This window comes from Enterococcus sp. AZ011 (genome assembly GCF_050548355.1).
GTDB classification, from domain to species: domain Bacteria; phylum Bacillota; class Bacilli; order Lactobacillales; family Enterococcaceae; genus Enterococcus; species Enterococcus faecalis.
In genome coordinates this window covers 2,277,388-2,297,510 of sequence record NZ_CP172959.1, presented here as the reverse complement: position 1 = coordinate 2,297,510, position 20,123 = coordinate 2,277,388, and the positions used below count along the sequence as shown (strand labels likewise).

Annotated in this window: 23 protein-coding genes and 1 riboswitch; of the genes, 18 read left to right on the top strand and 5 right to left on the bottom strand. The window is 38.2% G+C overall.

Annotated features, from left to right (window positions below; genetic code table 11):
• Positions 1-20 precede the first annotated feature (20 nt).
• Together IGL36_RS11040 and IGL36_RS11035 are read left to right on the top strand one after the other, a co-directional pair.
• Positions 21-263, top strand: a complete 243-nt coding sequence (locus IGL36_RS11040; RefSeq protein ID WP_002397481.1) for a hypothetical protein — start codon at positions 21-23, stop codon at positions 261-263.
• 255 nt (positions 264-518) lie between these two features.
• Positions 519-1,583 carry an FUSC family protein gene (locus tag IGL36_RS11035; RefSeq protein WP_002397480.1) on the top strand — a complete coding sequence of 355 codons (1,065 nt, stop codon included), beginning with the start codon at positions 519-521 and terminating at the stop codon, positions 1,581-1,583.
• A 77-nt stretch (positions 1,584-1,660) separates the two neighbouring features.
• On the opposite strand, the gene IGL36_RS11030 is transcribed toward IGL36_RS11035, so the two are convergent.
• From IGL36_RS11030 to IGL36_RS11015, 4 genes are all read right to left on the bottom strand, one after another.
• On the bottom strand, positions 1,661-2,284 hold the full coding sequence (locus tag IGL36_RS11030) for a hypothetical protein (protein ID WP_010708907.1): 624 nt from the start codon (positions 2,282-2,284) through the stop codon (positions 1,661-1,663).
• 127 nt (positions 2,285-2,411) lie between these two features.
• Complete coding sequence (locus tag IGL36_RS11025) at positions 2,412-3,545, bottom strand: DUF4950 domain-containing protein (RefSeq protein ID WP_002397478.1); 1,134 nt, start codon at positions 3,543-3,545, stop codon at positions 2,412-2,414.
• Entirely contained in the window at positions 3,497-5,062 is a 1,566-nt protein-coding gene (locus IGL36_RS11020; protein WP_002387214.1) for a membrane protein, read from the bottom strand. The genes IGL36_RS11025 and IGL36_RS11020 overlap by 49 nt, the downstream gene beginning before the upstream one ends.
• 90 nt (positions 5,063-5,152) lie before the next feature.
• Positions 5,153-5,728 carry a DUF805 domain-containing protein gene (locus IGL36_RS11015; RefSeq protein ID WP_002356327.1) on the bottom strand — a complete coding sequence of 192 codons (576 nt, stop codon included), beginning with the start codon at positions 5,726-5,728 and terminating at the stop codon, positions 5,153-5,155.
• Between the two features lie 165 nt (positions 5,729-5,893).
• On the opposite strand from IGL36_RS11015, the gene IGL36_RS11010 reads away from it, so the two are divergent.
• The 8 genes from IGL36_RS11010 (at position 5,894) to IGL36_RS10975 (ending at position 11,961) form a co-directional block, all read left to right on the top strand.
• Positions 5,894-6,664 carry an alpha/beta fold hydrolase gene (locus IGL36_RS11010; protein WP_002397477.1) on the top strand — a complete coding sequence of 257 codons (771 nt, stop codon included), beginning with the start codon at positions 5,894-5,896 and terminating at the stop codon, positions 6,662-6,664.
• 87 nt (positions 6,665-6,751) lie between these two features.
• Positions 6,752-7,294 (top strand): 5-formyltetrahydrofolate cyclo-ligase, encoded by a 543-nt coding sequence (locus IGL36_RS11005; RefSeq protein ID WP_002397476.1) that lies wholly within the window; start codon positions 6,752-6,754, stop codon positions 7,292-7,294.
• A gap of 10 nt (positions 7,295-7,304) precedes the next feature.
• On the top strand, positions 7,305-8,015 hold the full coding sequence (locus IGL36_RS11000) for a rhomboid family intramembrane serine protease (protein WP_002362481.1): 711 nt from the start codon (positions 7,305-7,307) through the stop codon (positions 8,013-8,015).
• 17 nt (positions 8,016-8,032) lie between these two features.
• Positions 8,033-8,251, top strand: a complete 219-nt coding sequence (locus IGL36_RS10995; protein ID WP_002356332.1) for a YqgQ family protein — start codon at positions 8,033-8,035, stop codon at positions 8,249-8,251.
• The gene (locus tag IGL36_RS10990; protein WP_002356333.1) at positions 8,252-9,223 is read left to right on the top strand and encodes an ROK family glucokinase; all 972 of its coding nucleotides are present in this window, start codon (positions 8,252-8,254) and stop codon (positions 9,221-9,223) included. It begins immediately after the preceding gene.
• A gap of 15 nt (positions 9,224-9,238) precedes the next feature.
• Positions 9,239-9,637 carry a rhodanese-like domain-containing protein gene (locus IGL36_RS10985; protein ID WP_002356334.1) on the top strand — a complete coding sequence of 133 codons (399 nt, stop codon included), beginning with the start codon at positions 9,239-9,241 and terminating at the stop codon, positions 9,635-9,637.
• Between the two features lie 121 nt (positions 9,638-9,758).
• A complete protein-coding gene (locus tag IGL36_RS10980; RefSeq protein ID WP_002365077.1) occupies positions 9,759-10,109 on the top strand; it encodes a DUF488 domain-containing protein in 351 nt (116 codons plus the stop codon).
• Positions 10,110-10,122: 13 nt separating this feature from the next.
• Positions 10,123-11,961, top strand: a complete 1,839-nt coding sequence (locus IGL36_RS10975) for an FAD/NAD(P)-binding protein (RefSeq protein WP_002397475.1) — start codon at positions 10,123-10,125, stop codon at positions 11,959-11,961.
• A gap of 162 nt (positions 11,962-12,123) precedes the next feature.
• On the opposite strand, the gene IGL36_RS10970 is transcribed toward IGL36_RS10975, so the two are convergent.
• A complete protein-coding gene (locus IGL36_RS10970) occupies positions 12,124-12,291 on the bottom strand; it encodes a DUF3042 family protein (protein WP_002356337.1) in 168 nt (55 codons plus the stop codon).
• 267 nt (positions 12,292-12,558) lie between these two features.
• On the opposite strand from IGL36_RS10970, the gene galE reads away from it, so the two are divergent.
• The 8 genes from galE to thiD all read left to right on the top strand — a co-directional run bounded on the left by galE (position 12,559) and on the right by thiD (position 20,075).
• A complete protein-coding gene (gene galE, locus IGL36_RS10965) occupies positions 12,559-13,545 on the top strand; it encodes a UDP-glucose 4-epimerase GalE (RefSeq protein ID WP_010717162.1) in 987 nt (328 codons plus the stop codon).
• Positions 13,532-14,782 carry a UDP-glucose--hexose-1-phosphate uridylyltransferase gene (locus tag IGL36_RS10960; protein WP_002397897.1) on the top strand — a complete coding sequence of 417 codons (1,251 nt, stop codon included), beginning with the start codon at positions 13,532-13,534 and terminating at the stop codon, positions 14,780-14,782. The genes galE and IGL36_RS10960 overlap by 14 nt, the downstream gene beginning before the upstream one ends.
• 71 nt (positions 14,783-14,853) lie before the next feature.
• Complete coding sequence (gene dnaX / locus IGL36_RS10955; RefSeq protein ID WP_002356340.1) at positions 14,854-16,614, top strand: DNA polymerase III subunit gamma/tau; 1,761 nt, start codon at positions 14,854-14,856, stop codon at positions 16,612-16,614.
• 20 nt (positions 16,615-16,634) lie between these two features.
• Entirely contained in the window at positions 16,635-16,949 is a 315-nt protein-coding gene (locus IGL36_RS10950) for a YbaB/EbfC family nucleoid-associated protein (protein WP_002382484.1), read from the top strand.
• A 147-nt stretch (positions 16,950-17,096) separates the two neighbouring features.
• A riboswitch (TPP riboswitch) is annotated at positions 17,097-17,185 on the top strand.
• A gap of 140 nt (positions 17,186-17,325) precedes the next feature.
• Positions 17,326-17,814, top strand: coding sequence for an energy coupling factor transporter S component ThiW (gene thiW / locus IGL36_RS10945; RefSeq protein ID WP_002356342.1), 489 nt, complete (start codon positions 17,326-17,328; stop codon positions 17,812-17,814).
• A complete protein-coding gene (locus tag IGL36_RS10940) occupies positions 17,798-18,616 on the top strand; it encodes a hydroxyethylthiazole kinase (protein WP_002397896.1) in 819 nt (272 codons plus the stop codon). Before thiW ends, IGL36_RS10940 begins: the two co-directional genes overlap by 17 nt.
• Positions 18,613-19,248 carry a thiamine phosphate synthase gene (gene thiE, locus IGL36_RS10935; protein WP_002397895.1) on the top strand — a complete coding sequence of 212 codons (636 nt, stop codon included), beginning with the start codon at positions 18,613-18,615 and terminating at the stop codon, positions 19,246-19,248. The genes IGL36_RS10940 and thiE overlap by 4 nt, the downstream gene beginning before the upstream one ends.
• A complete protein-coding gene (gene thiD, locus IGL36_RS10930; RefSeq protein ID WP_002362487.1) occupies positions 19,245-20,075 on the top strand; it encodes a bifunctional hydroxymethylpyrimidine kinase/phosphomethylpyrimidine kinase in 831 nt (276 codons plus the stop codon). Before thiE ends, thiD begins: the two co-directional genes overlap by 4 nt.
• Positions 20,076-20,123: the final 48 nt, after the last annotated feature.

The following is a 20,123-nucleotide window of genomic DNA, read 5'->3' as shown; positions in this document are numbered from 1 at the left end:
CTTAAGAAGAGGTGTCTATTATGTCAAACTATGAAGAAAAAGAAGCGCAAGCATTAGCAAAAATTGCCGACGTTTTGAACAAATTGGATGCAAGTTTAGAAGAGTTGGACTCGCTAGATGAGGATACAAAAAAACATAGTATGAAGAAATGGATTGTTGAAAAAAAAGCCATTCATGAGATTAAAAAAATTGCACACGAAGCTGGTAAGTATGATGAAAAAGAATTAGAAAAAGAAATGGATCTGTTGGAAAAGTTTATGTAAAAAAGCGCTAGCTTTTGTTCAACAGTTATTTAAGTTTGAGTCTAGAATTAATCGTTTTGATTTTTTCTAGGCTTATTTTTTATGAAGTAAGCAAATCGTATCGGGAGAGGTATTGAATTAAGAAATAAAGCATGTATTGATTCAGAAAAAAAGTTGTAGTAAAATGTTCGTCACAACTACTTTTCTTATAATTTCATAGAAGGAAAAGTTGGAATAATGAATTGAGAAGAGTCGATTTTTAGGAGATGATTTTAGGTGACTTTTTATCAATTATTGCAGTTAGATCCATTTATTTTAAAACAAAAAATTCATCAAGCGGACACTAAAAAACAGCGGAGATATTTTTGGCGCGCCTTGTTAATAAGAGATATTTTATTAGTTTCGTTTGCGATTTTATGGGTGTCGACAATTACTTTTTTCTTTGGAAAAGCTGTAGCGCCTTTTTCAATTGTATTATTTTGTTTGCTGTTGAGTATCCGTTTCGTCTCATATGGCTACAGGGAAAAACAGGCCTTGCTTAGTTTAGGAATCGTGTTAACAATTCTAGGTGTTAGTCCACTAATTTCACTGATTTCTGTATCATTTTTACAATGGGGTCTTCATTTTATCTGCTTGCTGGCATTGTTTTTCTTAACTGGTAAAAACCCTAAAATGGGTAATCCGGGCTTGTATACGTTCTCCTACTTATATTTAGTTGGCACGGTTCACTATCAATCGTTTCAGCAATTAGAACAAACTTTCTTTGTATTAGTGTTTGCCTATTTACTTTTAGCTTTTGTTTATCATGTGAAACATAAAAAGTTGGATCAAGAGATTACTTTTATACAGATGGTTACAGAAAATGGTTTTTTTAATCAAAGAAATATTTGGTTTGGTTATTACGCTTTAGGCATTAGCTTATTACTTTTTATAGGAACGCACCTTCAGATTGACCGCTTTATGTGGGCAACATTTGCTAGTTCGTCATTATTTTCTGGGTATGAGACGTTTAAATTGTCTGAACGAGCAAAAGAACGAATAATAGGGGTCGTTATTGGTTCTCTAGTATCGGCTATCTTGTTATTTTATATACCAACGAACCTACTTGGTATTTTAGGAGGACTTTGTTTAGGCTTATGCACATCTTATAAAAGTAAAACGATTTTTAATTGTGTTGGTGCTATCATGGCAGCTTCTATGATATTTGGGCTAGAAACAAGTCTTTACTTAAGAATTTTGTTAAATATGTTGGGGCTAGCTTACGGTTTGCTTTATCATTTTGTCTTTGTAAAAACTATGTCCTATTGCAATCACAAGGAGTGGCTGAAATTGTCTGAATAAAAGGAGCCTAACATTCTTTCTTGAAAGAATGTTAGGCTCCTTAGACATTTTTGTGTATATTCCATATATGCTATTAATCAATGACCAACTGCTATATCAAATGTCGCAATTTTTGCTGAGCCAGTAGGTACAAGGTCTAGTTCCACTTCGTCAAAACTATTGCCATCAACTGGTATCCCAAAGTAAATTGTAGATGTTCCAGTTCTACCTTGAGAAACATAATCTTGACCATTTTGCTGATTAAATGATTGTAAAGCTTTTCCATCCTTAGAATATGCTTGGAAATAATTAGAGTGGGGTAAAAAGGGTTCTTCCATAGCAATATTGGTATAATCAAAAGTCACTGCCATCATTTTGCTAGTATCATAATCTTCTAGATTAATCATATAATCTGGAAATGCAGATTGATTAGTAGAAACTTTCGTAAGTTTAATTTTTCCAACTTTTTTAGAATTTGAATATAGATCAACGTCTTCATTTAAACCATATTTTTTTTCTTCCTTTTTTTGTTTGGAATCTACTTTGGATTCCTGGCTTTTTTTATTTTCATCAGTATTTCCTGTTTTTAAAGAATCATTTTCTTTTTTTAGACTAGAAATAGTTGTTTCTAGTTTTTGCACTTTAGTAGAATCATTATTAGAACAACCTGCTAAAATACCAAGAGATATTAATGTTATGCTTAACAAATACATTTTTTTCATTTGAAAACTCCTCATTTCTGTTATAATATTTTTGTAAACTAAATCTCGAAATACTTTTTTGAGTCCGTGGTCCCCACATGGACTTTTCTTTTTTTATAGACTATTATCTATTAGTATACCTAAATTTCTATTTAATTCGTAATGACTGACCAGGATAAAAAACAGAAGTTTCAATGCCTGGATTTAATGCTAATAATTCTTCTAAGGTTAAACCATTTCTTTCGGCTAACTGTCGCCCACCTTCACCACTTCGTACCGTATCGTATATAGGTTGGTCTGATTTAGAATTTTGTATTTGTTCACGAGAATCAGAGTTTTGTGGTGGTTGCTGTTCAGATTGTTCAAAAACTTGTTGAGTTTGATTATTTCTTTCAATTAATTGTTCCAACGTAATATTACCTAGATAAGTGTATATTTGTCCATTAACAGTTAAAGTACCATCATTATTTTTCGTTACTGTTCGGGGCGTATTATTCAAAAGAAACGTCATTATTTGATTACCATTCTCATCCACAGAAAAACTTACATTTTGAAGAGGAACATTCGATTGAGTTATGCTAGTGAGTGTTCCGTCAGCATTTATAAAAAATAAGTTATCACTTTGAGGAATACCCCAACCGCCTATAAAATCAGCTAAGCTAACTTGTGGTAGCGGTTCTTTAGTAGTAGATGAAGAGGTAGATTGGTTTGTTTCAGATGAGACGTTTTGATAATTAGAGCTGGTTTCTTCCGTTTTATCTTTTTGAGTAGAAGAATCAATACTTTTCTTTGTGTAAGGTTTCAAAACTAGTTTTGTTTGGTTATCAGAATTGTTTGTCTTAGTAGGAGTGAAAAGTAGATCTTGCTTTTCTTTTTTTATCTTGTAAGCTACTTCTTTTCCTTCATTTTCCCAACGAATTTGATTGTTTTTTAGATGGTATTTGACTTTGTATTCTATTTTATTTGCAATTTGTTTACCTAATTCTTCGCCTGCTTTTTCCAACTCATTTTTTGCAGTTGATGTGTGTTCATCTGTATTGATTTTGAAAGTAGCGGTATCTTCGCTGAATGATACAATCATTACTACTTCATCAACGTTGGAGTTTACGGCCCACTCGTTTGCCATCAGCTCTTTTGTGGTCACTTTATTTCTGCAAGAAGTAAGGGTCAGTAAGGATAAAAAAACAATCAACCCCAGCAAACTTTTTTTCATTTTTAACTCAATCCTCTTTTCTATTTTACTATTTTTTTGTATCTTCGAATCTCTCTCAATCCCAGCCAACCACTCGCTGATAACAAGTACCAAAACGGCATAAACTGGATTAGATAGCGAGAGCGGCCGCCTTCAAAGAGCAATAAATACAGAATAGCTCCAATGAAAGCTAATTTTAAAATCGCGTAGTTATTTTTTGAATCTTTTAGAGGGATACTGAACAATAGACCTAGTAATGTGAGTAAATAGAAAAAATGCATATAAATTCGTAGATAGTTACTTTTTTGATTTTGCGGATAATACAGTGACCGCAAGTGTTCTTGCCAACGATTTTTAGAAGGTGTTTCTGGGATTAAATCACCGCCATCCCAACCCCAGTCAAAATCACCATTGGCAGTATTATGACGATTTTTTTGAGCCAGAAAACGGAGATAACCGAAGAATCCTTTATTTTTTAAACGGTCTTGAATCATTTTTATAGTATAAGCTTTTTTGGCTTCTTGTGTAGGCAACTGATTTACTGCTTGTGTATCTGCATCATTGTAACCGCCAGTTCCAGTCAAACCCATCATTACAAAAAGTGTCCAAGGTTTGGCTTGTTCTTTATCGATTTCCGTAATCGTTTGTTTTTCCACAAAAAATTGAAAACTATAATATGCGCTGGCGAAACCAGTCAGTAAAAAGAGAGCAACCACGGTTAATTTTACGATAGACTGTTTGTTCCGATTTACTAAAAGAAGTTGCAGCACTTTGATACAACTAAATGCAATAAAAAAGATAATAGACGAAGGTTTCATTAAAAAACACCAAGCTAGGCCAATCCCAATAAACAGTAATAAACAATATTTTACGAAGGGAGGGGAAACTTGGTCAAAAAGGCTATATGCAAAAAAGACTAGGTTGATGAACAATAAGACGGCCGTATCTGTATAAGGCGTGAGTAACCATGGAGACAATCCGAAAGAAAGAAAAAATAAACTGTAAGCAACGAAGGCCGTTAATGGATTAAAGACACGCTTAGAGGCATGATAAAAGAGAAATAAACTGCTATTAATAAACAAGCAATTAACCACTTGCCAACTAAACCAAGTATTGCTCCAGCTCCCTGTTACATCAATGAAACGCAAAAATTTATTAAGGTAATACATCATGAAAAAGAAAAATTCGTTATTGGGGTTTAAAGAAAGTACGATTTTTGAATAATCCTTATTTTCAGTGGTAATACTATGAAAGTTGTCAAAAACATCCCAGCCAATCGGCACAGTAATCTGCGTCAGGAGTAAAAGTTGTAGTAAAAATAAACTGATCAAACTACCAATAATAACCACACGATCATGGGTTTTTATTAAGTGCCAGAGCGCTTGAATCTTAGTGTAAAGAAATTTTTTGTTTTTATAAATAATCAACAATAGAATAATTAATAGAGGAAGTAAAACAAGCAAGTGCTTAGGCTTTTCCCAAAGAATTTTTACCAGCGAATAGGGAGAGTTAATTGCGCCGTAAAAGACAAATAAAATAAAAAAAGTAAAAATATAATTTTCTAGATTCAGAATCCGTTTAAAAGTAGCCATATTTTCTCCTTCCATTTTTTTAGCTAGACTAGTTCTTATTTTATCATAAAGATTTTAAAATAAGAAAAAAGCCCTTCTTTTAAAAGAAAGGCTTAAAACTTTTCCTTACTTCACTTCTTTGTAACGGAAGAAGAAGCGTAAGACGCTATTTTGGCTAGTTGTTGTTAGTTTATCTGTCGGTAAGACTGTTAGTAAGAAGAAAAACAGACTAATCACAAGAGTGAAAAATAAGAAGACGGGACTGCCACCTGTTATCACAGTATCTGTTTGAACATCATATTTCAGTGTTGACATAACAGAGAAAACTTGTGTATAGCTACAGGCAATAGAAAGTAGATATAAAACAAGCACGCCCCAACCTGTCATCCCAGCATCACGATAACGACGGACACACATTGCCCACGTTGGTAATAATAAAGCTAACCATAAAACAAGTGCAAAAAGCATCAACGGTAATAAGTTCCCAAAATCATAGGTTTCAAAATATTCAGCTGCTAAAATTGCTGACACAGCTTTGCCGACAATGGCAATATAAAAAATAAGTGCTAAAATGCTTAATACCAATGTCATCCACCAATAACCAGCACGTGTGGTCCGACCTTTAAAATCAACATATCCACGAAAATAATCTTTAAAAGCTTGTCCAAATGTTACTTTACCTTTTTCCTCAATTTTAACCATAAAAACACCCCTTTGTATTTAATAAAATGATTATAACGGAAAGTAATAAAATAGGAAAATGCGAATTCGCATATTTTGTGATTTTTTTGATAAATCATATAAAGAGCAGGTTTTATCAAAAAACGGTAAAATAAGAGAAGATATTTTATAATGGAGGAATCATGAATGAAAATCAGTATTAGACATCGCTACATAGCAAAAATTCCAGCATTAGAAGTGACAACAGAAGAGCAAAAAAACGAAGCATTACCTTTAATTGTTTACTATCATGGTTGGCAATCAGCTAAAGAATTATCTTTAACACAAGCAAGAAAATTAGCACACGAGGGGTTTCGGGTCATTTTACCAGATGCCATGAACCATGGAGAAAGAAAAACAGGACCTATTTCCACGATTCCATCGATTACATTTTGGAGTAGCATTCAATATAATTTGATTGAATTTCCAGTAATTATCCATCATTTTCATAAATTAGGGTTGATTAAAGAAAATTGGATTGGCGTGGGTGGTGTATCCATGGGCGGTATTACTACTAGCGCTCTTATGACCCAACATCCTGAGATTCAAGCTGCTGCTTGCTTAATGGGAACACCCTATCCGACGCGCTATATTCAGCGAGTGATTCAACGGGCGAAAGAATTTGCTGTTTTTGTGCCTAAAGACTTGCCACTGTTGCTAAGTTGGGTGCATCAATACGATTTATCACAAACGCCAGAAAGACTGCAAGAACGACCGATGCTGTTTTGGCATGGAACGGAAGATGAAAAAATTCCCTATGAAGACATGGCTGATTTTGAACAATTAGTGTCTGGGAAAACGTATGCGAGAAATACGCAATTTATAACGGAAATCGGTGAGCGGCATTTAGTGAAAGGAGAAACAATGGATTTGGTTGTTGACTTTTTTAAAGAAGCGTCAAAAACGTTAGAAAAATAACGGGATTTTTCAAAGAGAAAAGGGGAATCAGCTTGTTTTTTAAGAACACTTTCTATAAACTTAACAGAAAAGGGGTTGAAGGTGTACATGGAGAAAAACAAGTTGAGAAAAGTGGGCTTAACTGCCCTGGAATGGCTAAAACAACATCCAGAAATTAAACAACATAAAGAATCAAGTCTCTATGAACAGTTGTTTGCTAGTCAGCAATGGCAACAAGCACAAACAATCGGAATGATTCGGTCGTTACCGCTAGAATTATCAACACAGCCAATTTTCGAACGGGCCATGCAAGAGGGCAAGCAAGTGGCGGTGCCGCGAACATTTAAAGGAGGAAAAATGCACTTTTATCAAGTCTTTCCAGAGACGGTTTATGACACCAGTGCATTTGGTGTGGAAGAACCTCCGTTAACAGCGGCAGAAATAACAGCTACAGCGATTGATTTATTGATTGTGCCAGGGATTGTTTTCAATCGTGCTGGCTATCGAATAGGCTTCGGCGGTGGTTTTTATGATCGTTATTTGGAACATTTTTTGGGCCATTCATGTAGTTTAGTTTTTAGTGAACAACTCCATGAACAATGGCAACCAGAAGCGTTTGATCAGCCAATCGAACAATTATTTATACAATAGGAGGAATGGAATGAACTATCAAACAGAAATGAAATTGAAACGGCTAAAAAATCAGCCGTTCATTACGTATGCCCTTTTAGGTATTTCAATCATTGTTTTCCTTGGATTGGAATTAACTGGAGGATCAGAAAATATTTTAAACTTAGTTAATTGGGGAGCAATGGTTCGTCCACTGGTAGCTCAAAATCATGAATACTGGCGGTTTATCACGCCAATGTTTCTTCACATTGGGTTTATGCATATTATTTTGAATATGGTTACTCTTTATTATATCGGCGCACAGGTTGAGGCAATTTATGGGCATTGGCGCTATTTGGGAATTTATTTATTGAGTGGGATTGCTGGAAATATCGCCAGTTTTGCCTTTGGGACACCCAACAGTGTCTCAGCGGGTGCTAGTACAGCGCTTTTTGGTTTGTTTGGCGCATTTGTTATTTTAGGACGCCATTTTAGAGACAATCCAGCGATTATGTATATGGTGCAACGCTATTCAATGTTTATTGTGATTAATTTGTTATTTAACTTGTTTAGTAGCTCTGTAGATATGATGGGTCATGTTGGCGGTCTAATTGGTGGACTATTAGTCGCGACGGCTTTTGCTGTTCCAAATCGTGAAGAAGCATTTAATAAGCACGAGCGAATTATGGCCACGTTAATTTTTATTTTTCTTGTCGTAATTTGTCTGTTATTGGGTTTTAAAAAATACGGTTTACCTGTATAATAAGGAAGTGTTTTCGTATGGAAACGTTATATGATGTACAACAACTTTTTAAACAGTTTGGGATGTATATTTATGTCGGTGCACGGATTTATGATATTGAGTTAATGATGATTGAATTAAAAAAATTGTATGAAGGTCAATTGGTAGACCGAGATACGTATTTACAGGCCCGGCATATTTTGCAAAGAGAGCATCGAATAGAAGAATCTAGAGGGAAGCAGAAAGGAATCGACTAAATGGATAAGAAGATTATTGGGATTGATTTAGGTGGAACGACCATCAAATTTGCTATTTTAACAACCGATGGCGTTGTTCAACAAAAATGGAGTATTGAAACGAATATTTTAGAAGATGGCAAGCATATTGTGCCATCAATTATTGAAAGTATTCGTCACCGTATAGATCTTTATAATATGAAAAAAGAAGATTTTGTGGGAATTGGTATGGGAACACCAGGAAGTGTCGACATTGAAAAAGGAACTGTTGTAGGTGCCTATAATTTAAACTGGACGACTGTACAGCCTGTCAAAGAACAAATCGAATCTGCTTTAGGAATTCCGTTTGCCTTAGATAATGATGCCAATGTTGCCGCTTTAGGTGAGCGTTGGAAGGGCGCGGGGGAAAACAATCCCGACGTGATTTTTATTACTTTAGGAACAGGTGTCGGCGGAGGCATTGTTGCAGCGGGAGAATTGCTCCACGGTGTTGCTGGCTGTGCTGGTGAAGTTGGGCATGTGACGGTTGATCCTAACGGCTTTGACTGTACCTGTGGGAAACGTGGCTGTTTAGAAACTGTTTCTAGCGCCACTGGTGTCGTTCGTGTTGCACGTCATTTATCAGAAGAGTTTGCAGGTGACTCTGAACTGAAACAAGCGATTGATGATGGACAAGATGTTTCGAGTAAAGATGTTTTTGAATTTGCTGAAAAAGGCGATCATTTTGCTTTAATGGTTGTGGATCGTGTTTGTTTCTATTTAGGCTTAGCCACAGGAAACTTAGGCAACACGTTAAATCCAGATAGCGTGGTTATCGGTGGAGGTGTTTCTGCAGCAGGAGAATTTTTACGTAGTCGTGTCGAAAAATATTTCCAAGAATTTACCTTCCCGCAAGTTCGAAATAGTACAAAAATCAAATTAGCAGAGCTAGGTAATGAGGCCGGCGTCATTGGTGCCGCTTCACTAGCATTACAATTTTCAAAAGAGAAATAGAGAGGGCTTTTTAGAATGAGTATTTTATGGGTAATCAATGGCATTTTGCTAGTTATTGTACTAGCGATGGTATTCAATGAATTATATTTGAAAATTATGGTGAAACGTTCAGCAAAAATGCTGACGGAAGAAGAATTTAAAGAAACAATGCGTAAAGCACAAGTGATTGATGTTCGTGAGAAAGATACATTTGATGCTGGGCATATTTTAGGGGCGCGCAGCATGCCATACAGCATGTTAAAAACAACAATTGGTTCTCTTCGTAAGGATCAACCTGTTTATCTTTATGATCAGAAGAAAGCTTTAAGTATCCGAGCAGCTAATTTATTACGCAAAAATGGCTATACTGATATTTATATTTTAAAAGGCGGCTATGATGGCTGGACTGGGAAAGTGAAAAAGAGAAATAGTTAATAACAAAAAGAGTTGGTCTTCATTGAGACCAACTCTTTTTGTATAGGAAAGCTTAATAGAGATGTTGCTTTTTGTCAGTCCTCACTTTTTGAGCTACAATAAAGAGAAGAGGTGAAGGCAGATGATTCAAATCAAGCGAGCATATGAAGCACCGACAGAGCAAGATGGCTACCGTGTTTTAGTTGACCGTATTTGGCCACGAGGAAAATCCAAGGAATCTGAAAAGTTAGATGAATGGCTCAAAGAAGTGGCCCCAAGTACAGAGCTACGGAAATGGTTTAATCATGAAGTAAATAAATATCCCGAGTTTAAACAAAAATACCAAGAAGAATTGAAACACGAGCCAACTGCCACAGCATTTAAGCAGTTACAGACGATTGTAAAAAATCAGCCAGTAGTCACGCTGGTCTATGGGGCGAAAGATACAGTGCATAATCAAGCGGTTGTCTTAAAAGAATTATTAGAAAAATAGAGTAGGTGATTGGATGAAAATTGCAATTGTAGGTGCTGGACCCAGAGGCTTATCAGCTGCAGAACGAGTCATTGAATGGGCTCATAAAACGGAAATAAATGTTCAGCTCACGTTGTTTGATCCATACGGTCCAGGTGGGAAAATTTGGCGAGCAGAGCAACCTAATTATTTATTAATGAACACCGTGATTAGTCAAGTCACTTTATTTACAGATGAATCTTTTAGTGGCGAAGGACCAATTGTCAAGGGCCCCACTCTCTATGAATGGACCCAAACAGAAGCTGCGCAGTACATTCAACAGCAACAACCCTATAATTATCTTGAGTTGTTGAAAGAATGTCATCGCCTTGGACCGAATGATCACTGCTCGAGGGCTTTTTATGGCATGTACCAAAAATGGTTTTATACGTATTTAGCCACGCGATGTAACGAACAAACATCGCTGACGTTTTTTAAAGAGTCAGTAACTGCTGTGCGGGCAGGAGAGGATGACTATTATGTGTACACCCAATCCATTGAGTTTACGGCAGACAAAGTAATTTTAGCTTTGGGTCACCAAGAAAATGAATTAACGACTGTTGAACAAGAGCTTGCGGACTACGCCAAGGAGCATCGTTTGTTTTATTCTTCTCCTAAAAATGCGGCGGATGCTTTATTGGCACTTGCCAATATACCTGCAAAACAACCCGTTGTGTTAAAAGGCTTAGGTTTGGCATTTTTTGACTATTTATCTGCCTTGACGATTGGCCGCGGGGGTGTTTTTTCTCGTCAAAATGGCCGCTTACGTTATAAACCTTCTGGAAGAGAGCCTATTATTATTGCTGGTTCTGGTCGCGGTTTTCCTTCTCATCCTCGAGGGATTAATCAAAAAGGCTACGGGGAAACCTATCAGCCTGTTTTTTTAACCGAAACGTATTTAGCTGAATGTCGTAAAAAAGGACAGGTTACAGGCGCAGAGTTTTTTGGGTATTTAAAAAAAGAAGTGGAATATGTGTATTACACTTGCTTAATCGAAGAAAAATATCCGCATCTTTCTAAAGAGGCCTTTCAACAGCTGTTTATTCAAACCAAGGGAGCGCCGGAAAGCTTAGCCCACTTTGAAAAACAAGATTGGTTTGATTGGCAAGCGTTAGAACATCCTGAAACAAAGAAAATCACTCATGAACGTTTTCGTTCGTTTTTACTAGAGTATTTAAAATGGGATATTCAAGAAGCAGAGAAAGGCAATCTTAGCGGTCCTTTGACCACTGCTTTAGACAGTTTAAAAGATTTAAGAGATCAGATTCGCTTTGTCTTGGATGAAGGATTATTAACGAATGACGAGAGTCAAAAGTGGTTGTGGCATTGGTTTACCCCGTTGAATACCTTTTTGTCAGTGGGACCTTCTGTTGAAAGAACAGAAGAGCTACAGGCGTTAGTTGAACTGGGATTGGTCACGATTCTGGGGCCAGAAATGCGTGTCGAAATGAAAGCGGGTCAATTTATTACTTATGCTAATTTGTTTCCGGAAAATCGGTATAATAGTCACTTTTTAATTGAAGCACGCATTCCCAAAGTTAATAATGAAAAAAGTTTGAATCCTTTAACGAGGCAGTTGTTAGCCGATAAGCTAGCTACGCTCCATCAACTGGCATTAGCTGATGGTCAAATAGTCAAAACAGGCGCACTCTTGATTGTGCCTGCCACGAATCAAGTCATCACAAAAGGTGGACAGGTGGCGACAGGCCTTTTTAGTTGTGGTATTCCAACAGAAGGTATTCATTGGTTAACAGCCGCTGCAGCTCGTCCTGGTGTGGATCCTTGGAATATGCGCGATATGGATCGGATTGCTGCTACTATTTTTAATAGTTAAGAAAAATAGTCAGCTCCTTTGGTAAAAAAGAAAGCATAACAAGTGGTCATCCATCAATGCGATGGATGACCACTTGTTATGCTTAAGAGAATCAACAGAGCCAGAAGCGCTCCTGTTGATTTCTTGGCGTTAGATTTTTTATCTCAACGTCACAGCTATTTTTTAACGTGCAATACGTTTACGCATCGCTTTTTTACGGTTTTCTTCAATCATATCTTCTTTTTCTTCAATTGGATCAATGACTGTTTTTTTAATAGTTGTAGCCACACCGGCTAAAGCAGCAACTGTGATAGCAGTACCGACTAACATACCTGATACAAATTTTTTCATCGTTCATTCCTTCTTTCAAATTGTATTTGTTTCTATTATGACGGAAAAAAGCAAAAAAATCCAATAGTTACAATGATTTTTCATAAACTCTACGACTAATTTAGAGATTTGTTAAAATTTACCAAGTCTTTTCTGTATTTTTATAGGAAAAATGAATAAGGAGAAATGGCCAAATTAAATCCTGTTTACAAAATGAAATAATTCAGAAGTAAACCTTATTTAATGGTACAATAGAAAAAGAAATTAGAGAGTAAAAGGAGCGTATTTATGTCTATTTTAGTATTAGGTGGCGCAGGCTACATTGGCTCACATGCCGTCGATCAATTAATTTCAAAAGAATATGCCGTTGTTGTTGTTGATAATTTATTAACGGGACATCGTTCAGCAGTTCATGAACAAGCGACTTTCTATGAAGGCGATATTCGTGATAAAGCTTTTTTACGTAGTGTCTTTGAAAAGGAATCAATTGAAGGGGTGTTGCACTTTGCGGCCAATTCTTTAGTAGGAGAATCCGTGGAGAAACCGTTAATGTATTTCAATAACAATGTTCACGGCACTCAAATTGCCTTGGAAGTCATGCAAGAATTCGGAGTGAAACATATTGTTTTTTCTTCCACAGCGGCCACTTATGGCGAACCAAAAGCAATGCCTATTACAGAAGAAACCCCAACGAATCCTAAAAACCCGTATGGGGAAAGTAAATTAATGATGGAAAAAATCATGAAATGGTGCGACAACGCTTATGGAATGAAATATGTTGCTTTGCGTTATTTTAATGTTGCGGGAGCAAAAAAAGATGCCTCAATTGGTGAGGATCACACGCCAGAAACGCATATTGTGCCAATTATTTTACAAGTGGCATTGGGCCAACGAGCAGAGCTAAGTATTTTTGGGGATGATTATGATACACCAGATGGCACGTGCATTCGAGATTATGTTTACATTGAAGACTTGATTGCAGCACATATTTTGGCTTTAGAATACTTGAAAAATGGCGGCGAAAGTGACGTCTTTAACCTGGGTAGCAACAACGGCTATTCTGTTAAAGAAATGTTAGATGCTGCTCGCGAAGTGACAGGTCAAGAAATTCCTGCGACAATCGCGCCACGCCGAGCAGGGGATCCTAGTACGTTAATTGCTTCTAGTGAAAAAGCCAAACGAGTTTTAGGCTGGCAACCAGAAGTAACTGAGGTCAAGGATATTATCGCCACCGCTTGGCAATGGCACCAAGCTCATCCACATGGGTATCAATAAAAGTAATAGGAGGAATGAATCGATGACCACGAGTCAAATGATTGCCGATTTTACCACACTTGCTATTCAAGCAGGTGGTTGGATGGAATTGGATCGCTTATATCTTCAGAACCGTTTATTATCAATGATTGGTGAACAAGAATTAGGCGAAGTAGACATACGGCCTGTGGCAACACCCGCCGCTGATTTGGCGGAACAATTGTGTCAAATTGCGAGTGCCAACCAACTTGTAAAAACAGAGCAACAAAAAGAACAGTTCATGGTGCAATTGATGGATTTGTTAACACCGCCACCTTCTGTGGTTAATGCTTTTTTTGCACAACATTATGCCAAAGAGCCACAAGAGTCTACCGAGTATTTTTACCAACTTTGTCAAAAAAACGGTACGGTCATTGAACAGGAAGAACCTGTTGTTTTTTCAACAGTCTATGGTGATTTTTTAGCAAATAAGGTCCACAGTGAGGCGTCAAAAGCAACGCTCTCTGCACAAAGCTATCCCCGCTGTGAATGGTGCATGGCAACAGAAGGCTACCAGGGAAGTCAGCAATTTCCTGCGACTACGAACCATCGAGTGATTCGAATGAACTTAGATGGCGAAAGCTGGGGGTTTTCCTTTGTAAAACAGGCACAATATCAGCAACAAGGTGTGATTGCGTTTGAAAAACATCAGGCAGCGAAACGTTCAGTTAAGACTTTTCAGCAATTGTTGAAAATTGTTGAGGTCTTTCCTCATTATTTTGCTGGGATTGATGCTGACTTTGAACAAAATGAGCATGTCTATTATCAAACGGGTTTGCAACAATTTCCATTAGCCGAAGCGAGCATTTCAGAATATGTTGAGTTAGCTAACTATCCTTTAATCAACGCAGGAATGGTGAATTGGCCAGTTGCGACGTTTCGCTTAGAGGGACCGAATGCGTCAGAAGTTGCCCAAGCCGCAAATGATATTTTTGAGCAATGGCAAATGCTGAAACTGCCAACGGATGAGATACAAATCGTTGCCCGACGAAAAGAACTTTTATATGTCATGGACTTAATTTTTAGTCGACCTCAAGCAAAGCCTTCGTTAACGTTAGCGGAAGTCCAAGGTTTAACGACTTGGAGCAATCAGAAAACGCAGGCGCTTGAAACTGTCGCTTCAGCGTATCAACAGCGACTAAAAGAAGCCAGTGCGTTTGCAGAAACAAGTGAAGGAAAAGCGGCTTTTTTAGCAATGGTTGCACCAGTGACTCGTTAAAAGAAAAAAGATGCCGAATGATTAAAAATCACGTATAATAGATAAGAATGAAAAATAAGGGAGGGTAAAAAATGGCTTATCAAGCACTTTATCGGGTCTGGCGTTCACAACGTTTCGATGACGTAGTAGGACAAAAAGCAATTACTCAGACACTGAAAAATGCGATAGTGCAAAAGAAAACATCTCATGCCTATTTATTTACTGGCCCTCGTGGTACAGGTAAAACCAGTGCCGCAAAAATTTTCGCTAAAGCGATTAACTGTAAACATAGTCAAGATGGTGAACCTTGTAATGTTTGTGAAACCTGTGTAGCCATTACGGAAGGTCGTTTAAATGATGTCATTGAAATTGATGCGGCGAGTAATAATGGCGTGGAAGAAATCCGTGATATTCGTGATAAAGCAAAGTATGCACCGACACAAGCCGAGTACAAAGTTTATATTATTGATGAAGTTCATATGCTATCAACAGGCGCGTTCAATGCACTTTTAAAAACCTTGGAAGAACCACCACAAAATGTTATTTTTATCTTAGCAACGACTGAACCACACAAGATTCCGTTAACGATTATCTCACGGACGCAACGCTTTGATTTTAAGCGAATTAGTACGCAAGATATCGTCGATCATATGGCCCATATCATGCAGGAAATGGCTCTCGATTATGAGGAACAAGCCCTTTATGTGATTGGACGTGCTGCGGAAGGTGGGATGCGAGATGCCTTGAGTATCTTGGATCAAACGATTTCATTTAGTGATGAAAAAGTAACACTGGAAGATGCAATGCAAGTGACAGGCAGCCTAACCTATGAAATGATGGATCATTATATTCAGTGTTGTGTCGCCGGTGATGTTGAACGAGCATTAGAAGGCTTGGAAAGTATTTTAGGCGAAGGCAAAGAAGCGCGCCGTTTCTTAGAAGATTTGTTATTATATTGTCGAGATTTACTGATGTATCAGCAAGCACCGAAGTTATTAGCAGAAAAAGCAGGAACTTTGACAGAAGCATTTAAGGAACTAGCTACACAAACACCTGCTGAAAAAATCTACCAACTAATCCAAATTTTAAGTGACACACAAAATGAGATCCGCTTTACCAACAATGCGAATATCTATCTGGAAGTAGCCACTGTCAAATTAGCTAAAACGGTGCAACCCAATAAACACAACACGCCAGAAACAGCTAATCAAGATGGTAGTGCAGAGGGAAATCCAGAATTAGCAGATTTACAAAATCAAATCGGGCAACTGAAGAAAGAACTGGCTGAATTAAAGAAACACGGTGTAGCTGCCAAAGAAGCAGATGCGCCACGTCAACAAGCACGACCACAAGCGCCAAAAAGTTCGTTCCGTGTACCCACAGAACGGGTATATCAAGTCTTAAACGAAGCGACTAGAACACATTTAATGAATGTGAAAAATGTCTGGGAAGACTTACTGCAAACATTATCTGTGACTCAACGAGCGATGCTCAAAGCTAGTGAACCTGTCGCAGCGAGTCCTAAGGGCATCGTGGTGGCATTTGACTATGAGATTGTTTGTGCTCGTGCAACAGACGATGAAGAGATGCAGTTAGCTTTCAATAATAATTTAAGCCGTTTGATGGACTATACACCAGAGATGGTCTGCATTACTAGAGAAAGCTGGCCAAAACTAAGACAAAGTTTTATTAACCAAAATCAGGGCAGTTTGAATCATTCTGAACCTGAAAATGAAATGGCTCGTCTAGCGGACGAACCGCCTGTAACAAATGAACATTCACAAGAAAATCCAGTAGTAGATGAAGCAATCGCTATGTTTGGTGAAGAGCTTGTCGAAGTACTAGATGATTAATATGAAGGAGTCGAGGAATTATGATGCGAGGAATGGGCAACATGCAAGGCATGATGAAACAAGTACAAAAAATGCAAAAAGAAATGGCCAAAGCGCAAGAAGCGCTAAATGAAAAAGAATTTATCGGTGAAGCAACCAATCAACTTGTGACAGCGACCTTTACTGGTGATCGCACAATGAAAGATTTGACCATTAAAGAAGACGTGGTTGATCCTGAAGACGTTGATATGTTACAAGATTTAGTCATTATGGCTGTCAACGATGCGTTAGTAAAAATTGAAAAAGAAACCGAAGCAACTTTAGGTAAATACACCAAAGGAATGCCAGGATTCTAAAAAATAAGACAAACGAGAGTATGAAAAACGTCATGCCCAAAAAATCGAACTTTTTGGGCATGACGTTTTTTCTGTTTTTGTGGGAAAACTCTTTGGCAATTTTAGTAGTCGCTTCCAAAAAACTATGCTATACTAAAGCCAATTGAAGAGAAACATTTGGGGTGCTATTAGCTGAGATTATACCCATGGAACCTGAAACAGTTAGGACTGGCGCAGGGAAATGTCTTGAAATTTTGACCGATTATTGCACCCAACTACGTTTATTTGTGGTTGGGTTTTTCTGTCTTTTTCAGTCGCGCCTCCTTTTGCTTCTCGCAGAAAGGAGTTTTTTTACGTGGAAAAAAATCGAATCCACAGAGTTACGTTACTAGCTTTAATGATTGCGATGGACGTCGTATTATCACCGTTAATGCGAATTGAGGGAATGGCCCCTATGTCCAGTGTCATGAACATTATTGCCGGAGTTTTATTAGGTCCTCTTTACGGAACGCTCATGGCACTTGTCTGCGGCTTAATCCGTATGACATTCTTAGGTATTCCGCCATTAGCGTTAACAGGTGCCGTCTTTGGCGCGTTTTTTGCTGGTTTATTTTATCAATGGGGACAAAAATTAGGCTGGTCGATGCTAGGGGAAATTTTTGGTACAGGCATCATTGGCTCGTTATTGTCCTATCCTGTAATGGTTTGGTTTACTGGCAGTAAGCAGAATTTTTATTGGTTCATTTATACACCACGATTTATTGGTGCCACACTGATTGGTTCAGTGATTGCTTGGCTTGTCTTAGTAAAACTGAAAGAAACTCGAGTATTTAAACAAACACAGGAATTATTTTTGGGAGGGTACTTTTATGAAAACAAGCGTTAAGTTTGAAACGATTTTTCCACTGACAACGGCACCATTAATTCAGTGCATTACGAATGAAATTACGTGTGAGTCTATGGCGAATGCATTACTTTATATTGATGCTAAGCCCATTATGGCAGATGATCCACGGGAATTTCCGCAGTTGTTTCAGCAAACCAGTGCCTTGGTTTTGAATTTAGGCCATTTATCACAAGAACGAGAGCAGAGCTTGTTAGCAGCTAGTGATTATGCTCGGCAAGTGAATAAACCGACCGTAGTCGATTTAGTTGGTTATGGCGCTAGTGATATTCGTAATGAAGTCGGGGAAAAGCTGGTGCACAATCAGCCAACCGTTGTGAAAGGGAATCTTTCAGAAATGCGGACTTTTTGCCAGTTGGTGAGTCATGGTCGAGGAGTAGATGGCAGCCCTTTGGATCAAAGTGAAGAAGCAATTGAGGAGCTGATTCAAGCTTTACGTCAACAAACACAAAAGTTTCCCCAGACGGTATTTTTAGCAACAGGGATTCAAGATGTTTTGGTTAGCCAAGAGCAAGTGATTGTCTTACAAAATGGTGTTCCTGAGTTGGATTGTTTTACTGGCACGGGCGATTTAGTCGGCGCATTAGTTGCCGCTTTATTAGGTGAAGGCAACGCGCCAATGACTGCGGCAGTAGCCGCAGTGAGCTATTTTAATCTTTGCGGAGAAAAAGCCAAGACTAAGAGCCAAGGGCTGGCCGATTTTCGCCAAAATACGTTAAATCAGTTATCTCTTTTAATGAAGGAGAAGGATTGGTTTGAGGCGGTGAAAGGACGAGTGCTATGAGAGAGCAATTGAAAGTTTATTTGGTGACAGGCCGGTATGATTTTAGTGATACTGAATTTTTAAAACGAATTGAAACTGCTTGTCGCAGTGGAGTGACATTGGTCCAATTGCGCGAAAAGGAAGTGTCAACACGGCGCTTTTACGAATTAGCAGTGAAAGTTAAAGCGGTAACAGATGCGTATCAGATTCCGTTGATTATTAATGATCGTGTCGATATTTGCTTGGCAGTGGATGCGGCAGGTGTGCATATAGGGGATGATGAATTACCGGTTGCTCTTGTGCGAAAACTGGTTGGGTCCACAAAAATCGTAGGTGTTTCAGCCAAAACGGTGGCACGAGGAGTTGAAGCGGAAAACGAGGGCGCCGATTATTTAGGCGTGGGCGCAATTTTCCCCACAACGACTAAGGACAGTCCGTTAACTTCTTTGCAGACACTTTCTGAAATTGCTGCAGCAGTCACGATTCCTGTTGTGGCGATTGGTGGGATCAAAGAAGAAAATATAGAACAACTTATGGGAACGGGAGTGGCTGGTGTTTCACTGGTCAGTGAAATTATGCTGGCTGAACAGATAACCGAGAAAGTTCAAGGGTTGATGCATGTAACGGAGCGAATGTTGGAGGCGAGAAAATGACCGAATATAATTTGACCCCACAAGTAGTCACGATTGCTGGTTCTGATTCTGGTGGGGGAGCTGGCATGCAAGCAGATTTAAAAACATTTCAAGCACGGCAGGCATTTGGCTTAAATATTGTCATTGCATTGACGGCACAAAATACGTATGGCGTGCAAGATAGCTTACCGATTCCTAGTTCATTTATTGATGCACAATTTCAATCACTGGCGGCTGATTTTAAAATTGGGGCAGCGAAAACGGGGATGTTAGCAGATAGTGAGCGTGTCGAAGCTGTTGTTCGCAATTTGCAAAAAGTTGATTTTGGTCCGTTGATTGTCGATCCTGTAATGGTGGCTAAAGGTGGACATCATTTGTTAGAAGCCGAGGCAGTTCAAACGATTAAAGAGCAACTGTTGCCATTAGCAACGGTCGTGACACCTAATTTACCAGAAGCGGAAGTTTTACTAGAGACGACCATCAAGACAGAACAAGAAATGCAGACCGCAGCAAAAAAATTACAACAATTGGGCACAAAAAATATTATTATGAAAGGCGGACATAGCACAAATCAACAAGCGGCTGATTATGTGTTAATGGAAGACGGTTCGAGCTTTTGGCTAAGTGCACCACGAATTGTAACGAAAAATACTCATGGAACAGGAGATACTTTTTCAGCGTGTATCGCAGCCGAATTAGCAAAAGGTACGCCGTTAGAAGCGGCGATTGTGATTGGCAAACAGTTTATACAAGGGGCCATTAGCCAAGCAATTTCTGTTGGACATGGTCACGGACCTACTAATCATTGGGCCCAATTAACGCAAGATATTCAAGTTATTAAAGCATAAGAAGAGCCTGGGGAAAAATCTAAAATGATTTTTCCCCAGGCTTTAAAT

Coding starts and splice junctions, on each gene's coding strand:
- IGL36_RS11040 (WP_002397481.1), top strand. CDS start 21: ATGTCAAACTATGAAGAAAAAGAAGCGCAAGCATTAGCAAAAATTGCC.
- IGL36_RS11030 (WP_010708907.1), bottom strand. CDS start 2,284: ATGAAAAAAATGTATTTGTTAAGCATAACATTAATATCTCTTGGTATT.
- IGL36_RS11020 (WP_002387214.1), bottom strand. CDS start 5,062: ATGGAAGGAGAAAATATGGCTACTTTTAAACGGATTCTGAATCTAGAA.
- IGL36_RS11015 (WP_002356327.1), bottom strand. CDS start 5,728: ATGGTTAAAATTGAGGAAAAAGGTAAAGTAACATTTGGACAAGCTTTT.
- IGL36_RS11010 (WP_002397477.1), top strand. CDS start 5,894: ATGAAAATCAGTATTAGACATCGCTACATAGCAAAAATTCCAGCATTA.
- IGL36_RS11005 (WP_002397476.1), top strand. CDS start 6,752: ATGGAGAAAAACAAGTTGAGAAAAGTGGGCTTAACTGCCCTGGAATGG.
- IGL36_RS11000 (WP_002362481.1), top strand. CDS start 7,305: ATGAACTATCAAACAGAAATGAAATTGAAACGGCTAAAAAATCAGCCG.
- IGL36_RS10995 (WP_002356332.1), top strand. CDS start 8,033: ATGGAAACGTTATATGATGTACAACAACTTTTTAAACAGTTTGGGATG.
- IGL36_RS10990 (WP_002356333.1), top strand. CDS start 8,252: ATGGATAAGAAGATTATTGGGATTGATTTAGGTGGAACGACCATCAAA.
- IGL36_RS10985 (WP_002356334.1), top strand. CDS start 9,239: ATGAGTATTTTATGGGTAATCAATGGCATTTTGCTAGTTATTGTACTA.
- IGL36_RS10980 (WP_002365077.1), top strand. CDS start 9,759: ATGATTCAAATCAAGCGAGCATATGAAGCACCGACAGAGCAAGATGGC.
- IGL36_RS10975 (WP_002397475.1), top strand. CDS start 10,123: ATGAAAATTGCAATTGTAGGTGCTGGACCCAGAGGCTTATCAGCTGCA.
- IGL36_RS10970 (WP_002356337.1), bottom strand. CDS start 12,291: ATGAAAAAATTTGTATCAGGTATGTTAGTCGGTACTGCTATCACAGTT.
- galE (WP_010717162.1), top strand. CDS start 12,559: ATGTCTATTTTAGTATTAGGTGGCGCAGGCTACATTGGCTCACATGCC.
- IGL36_RS10960 (WP_002397897.1), top strand. CDS start 13,532: ATGGGTATCAATAAAAGTAATAGGAGGAATGAATCGATGACCACGAGT.
- dnaX (WP_002356340.1), top strand. CDS start 14,854: ATGGCTTATCAAGCACTTTATCGGGTCTGGCGTTCACAACGTTTCGAT.
- IGL36_RS10950 (WP_002382484.1), top strand. CDS start 16,635: ATGATGCGAGGAATGGGCAACATGCAAGGCATGATGAAACAAGTACAA.
- thiW (WP_002356342.1), top strand. CDS start 17,326: ATGATTGCGATGGACGTCGTATTATCACCGTTAATGCGAATTGAGGGA.
- IGL36_RS10940 (WP_002397896.1), top strand. CDS start 17,798: ATGAAAACAAGCGTTAAGTTTGAAACGATTTTTCCACTGACAACGGCA.
- thiE (WP_002397895.1), top strand. CDS start 18,613: ATGAGAGAGCAATTGAAAGTTTATTTGGTGACAGGCCGGTATGATTTT.
- thiD (WP_002362487.1), top strand. CDS start 19,245: ATGACCGAATATAATTTGACCCCACAAGTAGTCACGATTGCTGGTTCT.